Source organism: Pararobbsia alpina, from assembly GCF_965118125.1.
GTDB lineage: Bacteria > Pseudomonadota > Gammaproteobacteria > Burkholderiales > Burkholderiaceae > Pararobbsia > Pararobbsia alpina_A.
In genome coordinates, this window is the sequence record NZ_OZ221287.1 from 3,028,941 (window position 1) to 3,044,323 (window position 15,383).

Sequence of the window (15,383 nt, forward strand, 5' to 3'; positions counted from 1 at the left end):
GTCGCGCGAGGCGTACGCCGCTTACCGGGCATCCGCCGCCGGTGCCGCGTCGCGCGCACGCGGCACCGTACGCGTGTCTCGTGCGTCGCGCACGCTTTCGTCCACGCTGCCGTCAATGCTCTCGCGAACGCCGTCGCCGTCGTCAGCGCCAGCGCGAACGCTTTCGCCTTCGCCAACACCCTCGCCAACGTTGTCGCCACCGGTTTCGTCTAGCTCATCGGCATCGATATCCATGTCCTTGCGCTCGCCGGCCGGCTGCTTCGGGCCCGGCCCGGGCACCCATCCCGACGGTCCGGCGACCGGGTCTTGCGTATCCACTTTCGCCTTGCGGTCGGGTGCTAGCTCGGACTCTCTTTCGGAATCCCCCGAACTTCCCGCATCGGTACGACGGGCCTTTTGCACAAACGGCTCCGTCTCGACGAGGTCCTTGACGAAGAGGTCGCCCCGGATCCTCAATGCTCCAAGTTTGCGAGGATCGATCGCATAGACGTTGACATGACGGCTTCCCCCCAACACGGACCGAATATAAAACCCGCTGCCGAATGCGCGATGCAGCATGTCGTCGAAAGCCTCGAGCGAATTGAACGTCAGGATGCCGTAGTTCGGCTCGTAGAAGCGCACGGCAACCCTGAACGGCGAACGCGGCGCATATTCGACGCGGACCAGCAACGCGTGGCGATCCGTTTCGATCAGGTACGACGTCGCCGACCGTTCATTGAGCGCCTGGATTTCCGCCTGGTCTGAGGCGACGTCAGCGCGCGTCTCGCCCGCCTTGACCCGCTCGGCGGCTTGCTCTTCATGCCGTTCAATATCAAGCATCAGATCATCCATGGCCTCGTCGACGATGCCGCGTATCTGCTCCCAGTCGACGCCCTCCTGCAACGGCAGGATTTCGCGGCCCACGAGCGCACCGGGCGAGCGCGGTTGACGCACCGCAATCGACGCAAACGCCGCATAGAACTCGCGCCGCTCGTCGCCAAGGGTGGCAAGCGCCTCGGGACTCTTCACGACCGCTTCAGGTTGCAGCCGTCTCACGCGAGCGATGAATGTCTCGACCGCCGCCTCGCCGCGATGCATCGCGACGCTCATGACAGCCACCAGCGAGTAGCAACACCCATCGAGCAGGCCATTGAACATCCTCGGCAGCTCGAATTGCGAGAACGGAATCCGGCGCTGCGGACGCACGCCGGCAAACATCAACTGCAGCAAGACCTCGTCTCGCTGCAGTTGCTCCACTTCGGCGCGAGTGATGTGGAAGGCGATCTGCCCCCGGAGCCGTGCGCTGCCGCCGTCGGCGCGAAATAGCTCAACGAGCGTCTCCGGCGAGGCCGCGCCGAGATCCGGGCGCGCGCCACCGCGCGCATCGAAATAGCCTGCGAGATACGCGTCGAATTCGGGCCCCGTCACGATGCGGTGCCGAAACGCGTCGACGCGCGCCTCCCGCGCGTCGGCCACAAGATCGTCGGCGATCCGGCTCAGCCGCCCGGCCTGGGCAGGCGTCAACGGCTCACGCTCGAGTCGTGCGGCGATATCGTCGAGCGTCATGTGCGCACTCAGCCCCTCCACCTGAACGTCGAGCGGATGCTCATATCCGCGGCGGATTTCGTTGCTGAAGCCATTGGCACGCCGATCCTCGATCACGGCATCGATACGGTCGAGCGCGTCGAGCTCGCGAAAGCGCGCATACACCGCGCCGCGTTCCTTGAGCGTCAGCTTCTCCCCGAGGAACAGCGCCGCCATTTCCACCGTCGAACCATGCGCGGTCGGCGGCAGTTCGATATGTGTCGCCTCGTTCATCCCTGCAAGAAACATTTCGTGCCCATTGCGCAAGTCTTCGACGGCGTCAGCAAACTCGGCTTCGAGAACGTCGAGCTCCTTTCGATGGTCCGTTATCCAGTGGTCGATCGCGCCAAGCATGGCGGGCTCATCGGCATAGCTTTGGGCAGCGTTCAGCAACCCTTCGATCTCCGTGTTGGAATCGATGACGACCGTGCGAGTGCCGGACTCCACTTCAATCACGATCTCGCGGTACTGCTCGTACCCCGTGCGGAGCGCGTCGGCTTCTCCGGGAATCATGCTTTCCTGCAACGTTTCGATACGGCGCGCGATACCGTTTGCCTGCGCTGACAGACGTTGCGCCAGTTGACCTATGCGCGGTACCAGTGCGCCGCGCTGTGTGTCCGTCATGCGCCCATAGAGAAAATGCGAAATCATGTCCTCGAACGAGGCGTGCGCTGCAAGGCCCGGGATCGCAATCCGCTCCCAGCCCAGCTCGCCTGTCCACGCGCGCTGCCCCGAGCGCATCATGCGCTCGGCGGCCCGATGCGCTTGCGAGCGCACCATCCGTTCGGCCATTTCCATCGCGCAGGCGCCTGCCTCGAACGGCGTGAGCCTCGCATTGAGCGCGAACGCGGCGAGCTGGTCGACACTGAGGTCGCGGCGATACCCGCGGATGCGCGCCACGTCTCCCCGCAACAGTCCGTGAAGGTACTCCGCGCTCGCTTCCGGGTCGCTGTCCACGAGCTTGCGGGTCGCCTCACCGTACGCTTGCATCAGGTCCCGCCAGCGACGCGCTTCGATGTATTGCCTCAGCACGCCGGCGCGATGCGGCGTCAACGTCCGATCGGTGACATATTGCTCGATCAGCGTCTCGAGGGGCTTGATCTCGGCGTGCTCCGGCAGCGCTGATGCATCGTACGTCTCCTCGTGCGCGTCGACGTAGACATCCTGTTCTGCACCTGTGCGCAATTCGGCATCGCGTGCCGCATAGCGCTCGGCCAGCGGCGGCGGATCGCCAGCGCCGATCAGACGGATCGCTTCCCAGCGATGCTTGCGTCCATTGAATTCGACAGGAATCGCGATGCCCGCCTTTCCATCGGGCGGCACGATCCGCCAGCGCGTCGATCGATCGTCGAGCCCGACTTCGTAGGCCTTGTCGCCCAGTTTGATAAAGCCCGATCGGGCGCTGGTCTGTCGAATTTTTTCGGGGCCGAGTTGCTCGATCACATCCGCATCGCGGACCGCATATTCCTCCGGTATTTCTGTGATCTTCCATCCCTGCGCAGTGTGTTTGACCGGCAGGTCAGGCATCCGAGGCCTCGCGGGCGTCGAGGTGCCTTGTGAGAGGTAGGCTTTTTCCGTGCCTTCATGAATCTCGCGCAGACCATCGCCCGTCCATAACATCTTTTTTTCCCCGAGCTCCACGACGTTGTGTGCATTGCGATGCATCGTCATCAGCTCGATGCCTCGCACTATTTCCTCGCGCGTCATGGGCTCGCCGTTGTACATCTTGATCGTCATGCTCAGCAGTTGGCCGAACAGGGACTCGACCAGGCCCGCCCCGGTGGCCTGGAAAACGAGGTCGCACATCGTCGAGCCGATTTTTTCGAGCAGCGTCTCTTTGGATTCACATCGCAGGGCGTGATATTCACGCACCAGTGCCCCGCAGGGGCTTTGAAGAAACTCCGCAAGTTTCTCCGCGAGGCACTCGTAGGCAGTGCGCAGATGGGCGGGTTGTGCGGCGCCGCCGGGAAACTTGATGCGTCGCTGCGCAGCGCGAACGTCAGGCCAATGCGTCGGCGAATCCGGATGCTCGCGAAACCCGAAGCCATCCGTAGGTGACGTCCCGGCATTACGTGAAACACGTCCAGACTTCAGCGGGTCCAGCCGCATCAGCATGTCGTCACGTAGCGATAATTCGATCTCGAGTGCAAATTGATCGTCCCGGACGATAGTGGCCCGTTGCACCTTGCGCATGTCCGTGTCGAATGTGACCTTGCAACGGCGGCTTGCGAGCTGCGCGAACGAATCCTGGGCCGGCCCCCATGACAGGCCTCTCGCCAGGAATTCGAGTTGCATCGCAACCGCACAGCGCTGTTTGATCAGAGACGCGACGATACGGTCGGCGAGCCGGGTCGCGTTGAACGCGCCGCCCGGTGCCCTTGCCGTAGCCGTCACAGCGGCGTTCACCGGTTCCTGCGCCGCGAGCGTTGTCGCCTGGGTCGTCCCGTCTACAGCCGGCCATCCAGCCCCGCGCACCGCCTGCACGCGAGCCTGTGCGTCGATCGTCGCGTTCGTCGCGTTCGGCGCAATCGGCGGGTCCTGAATCACAGGGTCGACCGCGTTGAACGTATCGGCAGGCCGGACGTTGCGCACGCTGCCCGGAATGCGAGCGGGTGCGTCAGACAGCGGGAACAGATACAGCGCCAGATTGGCGAATCGGGCGGTCAGGTTCCCCTCGAGCGGCCACCCGAATGGTTGAGACCGCGCGGTGATGTTATGAATATCGGAAAGCGAATCGACGAGTCGCCAGAAGCGTCGCGTCTCAGCGCGGTCCCGCCGACTCGCCTGTTCGTCAAGCCGGCGTTGCCGTTCCTGACGCTCCTTGCGCGTCAGAACGGGGCCGCGCTTGCCATGAGGCACTGGCGCACCGCGTCGCTGCGGATCGAAAGGATCGCGTGCTCGCGGTGGGGACGAAGGGGTGGGCGAAAGCTCGAGAATCGGTCTCACGATGCCAGTCTCCGCAAAAACGTGTGAGACAAGCATCCGACGGTTCCGCGCCGCCGGCTTTCATATTCGCGTACTACCTGATGCTGGATACCAACCCGGACACGGGCGCCCACCTCGCAGCACGCGGCGTCACAACACTCAGCGACACGAAGAACAGCATCACGGAGTCGCTGTCATCCGGGTCTCGGGATCATCGCGACGCGAGCCGCGGAAGCGCCGCGCCAACATTGTCGGAGGTATGTCGCGCGCATTCGCCCACGTCGATGCCGCGCAGGGTCGCCAGCACTTCGCCAATGCGCGCCACCTGATCGGGTGTATTGCGTTGCTTGTAGCGCCACGACGGCGCGATATCCGGCGCATCGGTCTCGAGCACGATCGTCTCGAGCGGCAGCTCCTGCGCAAGGCGCCGGATCTGCCGCGCACGCTCGAACGTCACGTTGCCACCGAAGCCCAGCTTGAATCCATGCGACACAAACGCATCGGCCTGCTGGAAGCTGCCGTTGAACGCATGGGCGATGCCGCGGCGTACATCGAAGCGGCGCAGGCCCTTGAGCACCTTGTCCTGAGACTTGCGCACATGGCAGATCGCCGGCAAATCGAACTCTCGCGCCAGACGCAACTGCGCTTCGTAAAACGCGGTCTGCCGCGCGTCGTCCAGTCCGGGAACGAAATAGTCGAGACCGATTTCGCCGATCCCGACAAACAACGGATCGTCGAGCGACGCTTCGATCTCCATGCGCAGCAGATCAAGATCGCTCTCTTGTGCGTTCGGGGTAAAGAGCGGATGGATGCCGAGCGCATACGCACCGCCCGGCGTCCGGTGAGCGAGTTCGCGCACCCTCGCGAAGTTCATGCGACCCACACTCGGAATCACGATCCGCGACACATCGGCCTTCGCGGCGTCATCGATCACGGCGTCGCGATCGGCATCGAATTCCGATGCGTCGAGATGGCAGTGCGAATCGATCCACATCGATCTATACCGGCACGGACGGCTCTTCGACGAGCACGCCGTCACGCAGACGCAGCGTGCGATCGCATCGCGCCGCCAGCTCCGAGTCGTGCGTCACGATGATAAAGCTCGTCTGCAGCGTGTCGGAGAGTTCGAGCATGAGCTTGAAGACCGACTCGGCCGTTGCATGATCGAGATTGCCGGTGGGCTCATCCGCAAGCACACACGCGGGCTGCGTGACAAGCGCACGCGCGAGCGCGACACGCTGACGTTCACCGCCCGACAACTCGCCGGGCCGGTGCTTGGCGCGATGCGCGAGACCGACGCGCTCGAGCATCGCCGCAGCCGTTTTGCGCGCGGTGTCGCGCGGTTGCCGCCGAATCCACAGTGGCATGGCGACGTTATCGAGCGCTGAAAACTCCGGCAGCAGGTGATGGAACTGATACACGAATCCGAGCGAACGATTGCGTTGCTCGGTGCGCTCCCTGTCCGACAGCGACGTAAACGGCTTGCCGAGCAACGCGACGCTGCCGGCCGACGGCTCGTCGAGGCCGCCCAGCACGTGAAGCAGCGTGCTTTTGCCGGAGCCCGAGGCACCGACGATCGCGACCTTCTCCCCGGCGTTGACCGTAATGGTTGCGCCGCGCAGCACCTCGACGGGTACCCGTCCCTGCATGAATGCCTTTGCGACGCCTTGCGCTTCGAGCACCGCGCGCGTCGGGGCGCGCGAGGAGATGGCCTGTTCAGACTGCATGACTTCGAGCTGATCCGGATTATTCATAGCGCAGCGCCTCCGCCGGACGCACGCGCGAACCGCGCCAGCTCGGATACAGCGTCGCGACCGCCGACAGCGCAAACGCCATCAGGCCGATACGCACGACGTCGCCGAGTTCGAGATCCGACGGCAGCTCGTTGATAAAGTAAATCGATGGCGGCAGGAACTGCACACCCAGGGCATGCTCGATCATCGGCACGACCGTCGGGATGCTCGCCGCGAGTGCGCAACCCAACGCGACGCCGGTGGCCGTACCGATAAATCCGATCGTCACGCCCTGCACGAAGAAGATCTTCATGATCGAACGTTGCTGTGCACCGAGCGTGCGCAGAATCGCGATATCGGGCTGTTTGTCGGTCACGGTCATGACCAGCGACGACACCAGATTGAACGCCGCGACGGCAATGATCAGCGTGAGGATAATGAACATCATGCGCTTTTCGATCTGCACGGCCGAGAACCACGTCTGGTTCTGCTTGGTCCAGTCGCGGATATACAAATCGCCCGACAGCGAATGAGAGAGTTCGATCGCCACCTGGGGCGCCTTCTGCATGTCGTGCAGCCGCAGGCGCACGCCGCTCGGCGCGGCGAGGCGGAACAGGGCCTGCGCATCGGCGATATCGATCAACGCGAGCGAACTGTCGAACTCGTAGTGTCCCGATTCGAAGATGCCGACGACGGTGAACTGCTTGAGCCGCGGCAGCATGCCTGCCGGCGTCACACTGCCTTCGGGCGCGACCAGCGTGACCTTGTCGCCGACCATGACGCCCAGGCTTGCAGCGAGCTGGGTGCCGAGCACGATGCCGAACTGACCGGGCGCCAGGTCGCTGAGCTTGCCGGCGCGCATCTCCTTGGCGACGTCGGACACCTTCGATTCGAGCGCCGGATCGACGCCGCGAAGCGCGACGCCATTAACGGCGTCCTGACGCGTCAGCAGCGCCTGCGCCTCGACATACGGCGCGGCCGCCACGACCTCTTTATTCTGCAAGGACTCGCGCGCAGTCAGCTGCCAGTCGGGCATCGAGCCCGTCGGAGAAAAGATCTCGACGTGCGCCAGCACGGAGAGCATGCGGTCCCGGACATCGCGCTGAAAGCCGTTCATGACGGACAGCACGACGATCAGCGCCGCGACGCCCAGCGCGATGCCGCTCATCGAGACGAGCGCTATAAACGAAATAAAGCCGTTACCGGTGCTTTTTTTGCCGGCTCGCGTATAGCGCCAGCCGATCAGCCATTCGAATGGAAGTTTCAAGCGTTTCCTTACTGTTCTAGATCCGGTTCGACGACAGCGAACTCCACGCGGCACGAACGGGTCGCGAGGCTATCTCCGTGATGCGCCGGGGGTCCCGTCCCGCGCCTCACATCGGGCCGGCTCGCTGTCTGTACCGCCGATCCGCCGGCCCCGATGCAGGGTCATGCCGACTCCGGCCGGAAAGTTTGCCATACAATTGCGCCCAAATGCCTGCCCAACCTCTCCATCTCCTTGTTCCGTTCGCCCTCATTCCGGCCGCGGACGCACAGGTCGTGCTCTCGAAGCTCGACTATCCGGCGCTTGGCGCCCTGCTCGCGCGCGCCTCGCTCGTCGAACGGGCGACGGGTGAAGACTTCCAGCGCACGCTGCCGCACGAACGATGGCTTGCGACTCGCTTTGGGGCCCTCGGTCCGACCGATGCACCGGCTCAAGGTTCAGCGCGGGCCGACGATGCGCCGCTCGCACCGTACATGATGCTGGCCGATGGCGCCGATCCCGGTACATCCCGCTGGGCTGTGGTCGAGCCCGCGCATATCCAGATCGCCCACGATCACCTCGTGCTGATCGAGCCCGATTCACTCGGTCTGTCCGACGAAGAATGCGCGGCGTTGCTCGAAGCTGCACGCCCGTCATTCGATGCGATCGGCGTTCAGGTTCAGGCGCCCACGGTGCGACGCTGGTACGTATCGGGTGACGCACTCGGCGAACTCGTCGCGGCGCCGCCGTTACGAGCGGTCGGTCGCAGCATCGAGATCTGGCTGCCGCACGACGCCCGCACGGGCGACCGGTCGCGCGCCTGGATGAAGCTGCAAAACGAAGTGCAGATGAGCTGGTTCGAACACCCGGTCAACCGCGCACGCGAATCGCAGGGTCACGCCCCCGTCAACGGTCTCTGGCTCTATGCACAAGGCACGCGTGCGGGCCGGCTGGCGAGCCCGTTTGCCACGGTCCTGTCGCGCTCGCTGGCGACAACGGGTCTTGCGCTCGCGTCGGGTGCACGCACCGGGACGCCGCCGGACACGTATGCGGGCCTTGCCACGTCGGTAGAACAGGCCACCGGGAAGTCGGCATCGTCGTCGATGTCTTCGACATCATCCGCGTCGTCAACTTCATCCGCGGCACTCGTCGAGCTCGACTCGCTCGCCACACCCTACGTCCAGCAAGACTGGTACACGTGGCACGAGACACTCGCACGTTACGAGCGCGACTGGTTCGCACCCGCGCTCGCGGCGCTGCGCGACGGCAGCCTGCGCGAACTGACGGTGACGCTGACGGGCGACACCGGCGCAGCAAGCTTTGCGCTCACGCGCAATGCACTGCGCCTGTTCTGGCGACGCCGCCCGCTCGCGAGCGCCATCACCGAATAGCCGGCGAGACGCCCCGGACACATCGAATAACCCATCGAACTCTGAACTGAACCATGACCCGGATTGCTGTACGCCCCTGCTCGTTCGCGGATGCCGAAGTCCTGACCCGCGCGGGTGTGCACCCGGTGTTGGCTCGCTTGTTCGCTTCACGCGGCGTGACCTCGCCGAGCGATATCGAAACCGCGCTCGCGCAATTGCATCCGCCGGCCGCACTCAAGGGCATTGAAGACGCTGCACGCGTGCTGGCCGATGCGATCGCCAGCCAACGCTCGCTGCTCGTGATCGCCGACTACGACTGTGACGGTGCAACGGCTTGCGCGGTGGCCGTGCGCGGCCTGCGCATGCTCGGCGCGCAGGTCGACTATCTCGTGCCGAATCGCTTTGAATATGGCTACGGCCTCACGCCCGAGATTGTCGCGCTCGCGGCCCAACGCAAACCCGGCCTGCTGATCACGGTCGACAATGGCATCGCGAGCGTCGAAGGCGTGGAAGCCGCCAACGCGCTCGGCATCGACGTGCTCGTGACCGACCATCACTTGCCCGGCGACACACTGCCCGCGGCCTGTGCGATCGTGAACCCGAACCAGCCCGGATGCACTTTCCCGAGCAAGCATCTTGCAGGCGTGGGCGTCATGTTCTACGTGCTGCTCGCACTGCGGGCGGAGATGCGCCAGCGCGGCGCGCTCGACGAGCGCTCGCAGCCGCGCCTCGATGGCCTGCTCGACCTTGTCGCGCTCGGCACCGTCGCCGATGTCGTGCGTCTCGATGCCAACAATCGCGTGCTCGTTGCGCAAGGCCTCTCGCGCATTCGCAATGGCCGCATGCAGCCCGGCATTGCCGCGCTGTTTCGCGTCGCCGGACGCGATGCGCGCTCGGCCGCGGGGTTCGATCTTGGCTTCGCGTTGGGTCCGCGGCTCAACGCGGCGGGCCGCCTCGCCGACATGTCGCTCGGTATCGAATGCCTGACGACCGACGATCCGGGCCGCGCGTGGGCGCTGGCGCAGGAACTCGACGGTATGAACCGCGAGCGCCGGGAGATCGAGGCCGGCATGCAACAGGAAGCGCTCGCTGACCTGTCGGGCATCGATGCGGCCGGTCGCGCCACGCTGACTCTGTTCAACGCCGGCTGGCATCAGGGCGTAATCGGCATCGTCGCCTCACGGCTCAAGGAACAGTTCTATCGTCCGTCGTTCACGTTCGCGCCCGCGGATGACGACGGCCTGATTGCCAAAGGGTCGGGACGCTCGATTCCCGGCTTTCATTTGCGTGACGCGCTCGATCTCGTTTCGAAGCGTCATCCGGGTCTGCTGCTGAAATTCGGCGGACATGCCATGGCTGCAGGTCTCAGCGTGCGTAGCGCCGATCTGCCCCTCTTCACCGACGCTTTCGAGCAAGTCGGTCGCGAATGGCTCACGGCGGAAACACTGGCGCGCGTGGTCGAGACGGACGGCGAACTCGAAGAGGCGTATTTCAATCCGACGTTTGTCGAATTGCTCGACGCTGCCGTATGGGGTCAAGGGTTTCCGCCACCGGTGTTTTCGGGCGAGTTCGAAGTGGCCACGCAAGCGCTCGTCAAGGACAAGCATCTCAAGCTCCAGCTCGTGCGTGGACGAAACCGCTACAACGCGATCTGGTTCAACCGCACCGAGCTGCTGCCCTCGCACGCACACGTCGCCTATCGGCTGTCGCGTGACGTGTACAACGGCATGGCGCGCGTGCAGATGATCGTCGAGCACGCGGGCTGAAAAAGAGGGCTGAATAAGCGGCCTGCCTTTACGGACTGTCCCAGCGGCCCAACCAGGCGCCATGACCGAGCGGACCGTTCCCGATTGCGTCGGTGGCCTGCCGCACGGACATCGTTTGCGTACCAGGCGAATATCAGACATCGCCCGGACCTCGCGGTCCGGCAAGTCCCGACGATGTCATCATGATTGCACTCTCCGATGCGCTCTCGCGCGGCAGGAACAACTTCGACCTGGTCCGGCTCGTGGCAGCGCTCGCAGTCGTGTTCGGTCATTCATACGTGCTGCAGTGGCCGGCCGGTCAGCATGACCCCGTGTCGATGTTCTTCGGTCGCGAATCGAGCGGCAGCCTCGGTGTGTTCGCGTTCTTCCTGCTCAGCGGCATGCTCATCAGTGCGAGCTACGACCGTCAGCGCTCGGCGCCGCGGTTTCTTGCCCTGCGTCTTGCGCGGATCTGGCCGGCGCTTGCCGTGTGTTCGCTGCTGGCCGCCTTCGTCGTGGGGCCGTTGTTCACGACGTGGCCGATCTCCGCGTATTTCAATTCCCCGACGACATGGTTCTTCGTGGTCCATATGCTGACCGTCGTCAAGGGACTGGGCTGGCTGCTGCCGGGTGTGTTCGAACACAACCCGTTCGCGGGCGCGATCAACGCAGCCATCTGGACGTTGCCGCTCGAGCTCAAGTGCTACCTCGTCGTGCTGGTTGCGGGTCTGCTCGGATGGGTCAGCACGCGGCGCGGCATGACGATCGCGGTCATCGCGACGTCGATCGGCTTTGCGTATCTGCTGAGGCACCCGCCCACTTTTATCCTGTTCGCCGATATCACCGTGCTGCAGGCAGGCTATGCGTTCTGGCCGGTACCGTTCTTTTTGCTCGGCATGCTGCTGTATGCATGGCGCGATCACGTCGCGCTCCATGGTGCGCTGGCGTTCGCGTTCCTCGTCGCCTATCTCGGGCTGCGCGATACGTTTGCCGGACCCGTGCTGTTTTACATCGCCTTCACATACGGCGTGCTGTGGGTCGGAACCACGCCCCTGCTCCATCGGTTCGCGCCGCGCAACGACTACTCGTACGGCATCTACGTCTATGGGTTCGTGATTCAGCAGTGTCTCGCCAGCATGGCGCCCACGCTCAACCACTGGCTTGCGTTTCTGACCGTGCTGCCGGTCGTCTTCGCATGCGCGTATTTCTCGTGGCATTGCGTCGAGAAGCCGGCGCTCGCGGCCTGTCGCAAGCTGGTCGCACGCCGCGGGCGTGCGACCCGTGTGACGGAGCCGGATACCGTCGAGAAGGTCGAGCACGTCGGCGCTGCTGGTGCCGCAGCGTCGGTACTGACACCTGTTCTGACACCGGCAGCGACACCCGCCATGGCATCGGTCGCGGCACCTGCGGATACGCCCGCGCTTACGCGTCAATAACCTGCGCGATCCGGTCGGTCAGTTTCGCGACGTCGAAAATCATCATCACCTGAGTCGGGCCGCCCGCCTGCCCCGCCGCTTTCGGCACCTCGACGATCTCGGTCAGGTCGGCGCGCAAGCGCTTGGCCGACGCATCCATCATGATCGACGGCACCGCCATCTTGTCGCTCGCATAGACGTTCGCGATGTTTTCGACGGAGTCGACAATCAGGCCATAAGCGTCTTCGCCCCGCTCGACGATCAGGATCTTCGCGCTCGCGTCGGCTGACGCGCTCATCTCACGCGGCGCAAGCGCATAGAGCGCGCGCAAGTCGACGATCGTGACGAGCCTGCGGCGCAAGTTCAGAATGCCGCGCACCGCGTCGGGAAGCCCGGGGGGACGCATGAATTCATCGGTGTACCGGATGATCTCGCGCAAGCCGGTGATCGGCATGGCCATCATGCTGTCGAGCTTGAACGTGATGTACACGCTGCGCTCGCCGCGCTGGTGTTGCTTCGCAGAGTGTCCGTCCGCATGCGCATACAGACGGCTATGCCCCTGCGTGAGCGCGTTGAGCTCGCTGTGCGTCAGCAGCGAGGCATGCGCGAGCAACACGATATCGTCATGGCCTTCGCGGCTGATGCAGCCCGCGAACGTACCGCTGCGACGCGCGCCGACGCTCGGGATCGGCAGCAGCTGCTCCGACGTGAAGCCGACGATCGAATCGACGCAGTCGACGAGCAGCCCGACGCTTTCTTCACCGATGCGCATGACGACAATGCGGCGCTCGTCGTCCATGCCCGTCGCTTCGCGCGCCTCTACACGGCGTGTCATGCCTAGCAGCGCGCCGAAGTCGACCAGCGGCATCACGTCGCCACGCAGGTTGAACATGCCGACACAGATCTCGCTCTTGAGCACCGATTCCTGGATCGCGGGAACACGGATGATCTCGTGAATCGCGGCGATCTCGAACGCGAGGGCCGCTTCGCCCAGACGGAACGACACGCACTGCCGCCGCTGCGTCATCGCGAGCCGTCGCGTCGATCCGCCTGCGCGCTGCTTGTCGAGAATCTGCGGAACCTGCTCGATCTGCATGAGTTCGGCCGGGTCCAGAATCTGGACGATGCGTTCGCCGCCATTGAGCTTGAGCGCACCCTTGACGACATGACGCGCCGCGCGATGCGCGACATGCGAGGGGTTGTCGTCGGCGTAGTGAAACGGGTGACGATCCGACGCTTGCACGCGGAGCATTTCGCCCGTGGCGTCGAAAACCAGGCCCACGCGCGTGCCCGCAAAGTCGACGATCGCGATCTTCTGCGTCTCGCGCGCGACGGTCTCCGGCATGCCGAGAATCGAACGCAGGTCGATGATCGGAATGATCGCGCCGCGCAGATTGAATACGCCCGCCAGGAATGCGGGCGCGAGCGGAATCGACGTCACGCGTGCGGGAAACACGACGACTTCCTGAATGACGTCGACGGGCAGCGCGAGCTCTGTGCCCTCGAGAAAGAACGAACCGTACAGGGTCGCCTCGACGGTACGTGACAAAGCCGCCGCTGCCGATGCGATCGGCGAAATCGGCGCAATCGCCGGGGCCGAAGCCATCGCTGTCGATGCGTGCGCAGCCTGCGCGGCACGCATCTCGCGCACGGCAAGCATGTCCTCTGGCCCGCCTTCTTCGTGGCGGCCGTCCTGGCGACCCAAAGCAGGGAGCGAATCCAGCTGGTCAGCGAGTTCGAGCATGTCCATGCATCACCTCGTGTGGAGTGGCGTTCTGTCGTTCGGCAGGCGCGGCGATTTCGCGCGCGCTGCAAGTGAATTGGCTCGCATTGATGGCGACTTGCCAGCCTTTCGCACCGCCAACCTGCTCGAGCACGACGCGCAACCCGGCTTGCGCCAGCACCGCGCGTGCGGCTTCGATGTTGTGACGGCCGATCTGCCCGGCCGCGCCGCGGCCGAGCTTGGCGAGGCTTGCGCCGCCCACGAGCACGGCTTCGAGTTCGCGGTGCGCATGACGGTCGGCCTCGAGCAGGCGAAGCAGCACGGGCAGCGCACGATCGACATAACGCGCACAGGCGCGCGGATCGCGATCGATCTCGAACAGCGGCGCGCCGCCGGGCAACGGCGCACTCGGCAACAGGCAGTGCGCGAGCACACAACGTCCGCGTGCGCGCCAGATCAACCCGATCCCCACGCAGGAGCCGAGTGTCGCGCGCAACAGACCTTGCGACGCGTGTCGCGCTTCGCCGATGCGCACGATCTGATCGGACGCAGGCGCGTCGGCACGCAGGCCGGATGACGGTGACGGATCAGGTGCGTTCATCGCTGCTGACCTTTCGGTAGAACAGCGGTTGCTCGAAGTGCAGGCCCGTGTCGTAACGCTGAAGCGACTCGGACTCGCCGAGCACGAGCAAAGCACCAGGACGCATCGCTGATACGACGTTCGCGACGATGCGCTGCTGCGTCGGTGCATCGAAATAGATCAGCACGTTGCGCAGGAACACGATATCGAAGTGCCGGTCGCGTGGCGGCATCTCGAGCAGATTGAACGGTTCGAACTGAACGCGCGCGCGCAAATCGCCGACCACGCGCCAGCTGTCACCATCGGCGCTGAAATACCGCGCGACGAGGTCGGGCCTGGCGGCCAGAAGCTGATCGATCGAGCGGCCCTGATAGCGACCGGTACGCGCCTTGGACACCACGGCGCCGCTGATGTCGGTGCCGAAGATCCGATAGTCGAAGTGCGGCGCCGAGAGCCGCATGGCGTCGGCATGCATGGCGATCGACCATGCCTCCTCGCCCGACGACGACGCGGCGGACCACACGTTGAGCGTCTCGCGTGGATGCGCGGCCTGCCACTGCGGCAGGAAGGTATCGGCAAAGTACGACCACACGCGCGGCGTGCGGAAAAACGAAGTTTCGTTGGTCGTCACCAGATCGATAAAGTGCGGCAGTTCGGGCGGATGCGATTCGACGAAGCGCAGGTAGTCACCGTAGCCACTGATCGACAGCGTGCGCATGCGCGGACGCAGCCGGCCTTGCAACAGCGTGCGCTTGCGTTCGGACATCGTGATGCCGGTGTGGTCGCGCACCATCGCGAGCAGCTTGCGCAGCTCGACGGGCGTCAGTTCGCCGTCGATGCCCTGCGCGCGCGCAGGCGAGCGATCGGGGTTGAGCCCGCCGGTCGATGCTGCGCTCTGGTCGGCACCCGCGGCACCACCGGCACCGCCTGCACCGGCATTGAAGACGGCGCGTGTTGTTTCGAATTCCATGGGCCTCCCTGGCCCGCGTGCGCACCGTCTATGCGGGGCTCACGCCAAGCTTCTGCCTGTGTTGCAAACTGTTGAAGACCGGCGACCGGCCCATCGGGCCATCGCCGGCCATCGAT

General features: G+C 64.6%; 10 protein-coding genes. 3 read left to right on the forward strand and 7 right to left on the reverse strand.

Annotated features, from left to right (window positions below; genetic code table 11):
* Positions 1-21: 21 nt before the first annotated feature.
* The 4 genes from ACMFWR_RS13180 to ACMFWR_RS13195 form a co-directional block, all read right to left on the reverse strand.
* A complete protein-coding gene (locus tag ACMFWR_RS13180; protein WP_413192095.1) occupies positions 22-4,509 on the reverse strand; it encodes a hypothetical protein in 4,488 nt (1,495 codons plus the stop codon).
* Positions 4,510-4,699: 190 nt separating this feature from the next.
* The gene (locus ACMFWR_RS13185; protein ID WP_413192096.1) at positions 4,700-5,482 is read right to left on the reverse strand and encodes a TatD family hydrolase; all 783 of its coding nucleotides are present in this window, start codon (positions 5,480-5,482) and stop codon (positions 4,700-4,702) included.
* Positions 5,483-5,486: 4 nt separating this feature from the next.
* Positions 5,487-6,215: a lipoprotein-releasing ABC transporter ATP-binding protein LolD gene (gene lolD / locus ACMFWR_RS13190; RefSeq protein ID WP_413194886.1), complete on the reverse strand. Its 729-nt coding sequence runs from the start codon at positions 6,213-6,215 to the stop codon at positions 5,487-5,489.
* Between the two features lie 19 nt (positions 6,216-6,234).
* Positions 6,235-7,488 (reverse strand): lipoprotein-releasing ABC transporter permease subunit, encoded by a 1,254-nt coding sequence (locus ACMFWR_RS13195; RefSeq protein ID WP_413192097.1) that lies wholly within the window; start codon positions 7,486-7,488, stop codon positions 6,235-6,237.
* Positions 7,489-7,694: 206 nt separating this feature from the next.
* On the opposite strand from ACMFWR_RS13195, the gene ACMFWR_RS13200 reads away from it, so the two are divergent.
* The 3 genes from ACMFWR_RS13200 (at position 7,695) to ACMFWR_RS13210 (ending at position 12,015) form a co-directional block, all read left to right on the forward strand.
* Positions 7,695-8,855 (forward strand): regulator, encoded by a 1,161-nt coding sequence (locus ACMFWR_RS13200; protein WP_413192098.1) that lies wholly within the window; start codon positions 7,695-7,697, stop codon positions 8,853-8,855.
* A 53-nt stretch (positions 8,856-8,908) separates the two neighbouring features.
* Positions 8,909-10,600, forward strand: a complete 1,692-nt coding sequence (gene recJ, locus ACMFWR_RS13205; RefSeq protein WP_413192099.1) for a single-stranded-DNA-specific exonuclease RecJ — start codon at positions 8,909-8,911, stop codon at positions 10,598-10,600.
* A gap of 182 nt (positions 10,601-10,782) precedes the next feature.
* Positions 10,783-12,015: an acyltransferase family protein gene (locus ACMFWR_RS13210; RefSeq protein ID WP_413192100.1), complete on the forward strand. Its 1,233-nt coding sequence runs from the start codon at positions 10,783-10,785 to the stop codon at positions 12,013-12,015.
* Here the strand turns inward: ACMFWR_RS13210 and ACMFWR_RS13215 are convergent.
* Genes ACMFWR_RS13215 through ACMFWR_RS13225 form a run of 3 tightly spaced genes read right to left on the reverse strand, consistent with a single transcriptional unit; the run spans position 12,002 to position 15,267 of the window.
* Positions 12,002-13,744 (reverse strand): chemotaxis protein CheW, encoded by a 1,743-nt coding sequence (locus tag ACMFWR_RS13215; RefSeq protein WP_413192101.1) that lies wholly within the window; start codon positions 13,742-13,744, stop codon positions 12,002-12,004. The two genes, ACMFWR_RS13210 and ACMFWR_RS13215, sit on opposite strands and share 14 nt — an antisense overlap.
* Entirely contained in the window at positions 13,722-14,318 is a 597-nt protein-coding gene (locus ACMFWR_RS13220; RefSeq protein WP_413192102.1) for a chemotaxis protein CheD, read from the reverse strand. The genes ACMFWR_RS13215 and ACMFWR_RS13220 overlap by 23 nt, the downstream gene beginning before the upstream one ends.
* On the reverse strand, positions 14,305-15,267 hold the full coding sequence (locus ACMFWR_RS13225; protein ID WP_413192103.1) for a CheR family methyltransferase: 963 nt from the start codon (positions 15,265-15,267) through the stop codon (positions 14,305-14,307). The genes ACMFWR_RS13220 and ACMFWR_RS13225 overlap by 14 nt, the downstream gene beginning before the upstream one ends.
* Positions 15,268-15,383 lie beyond the last annotated feature (116 nt).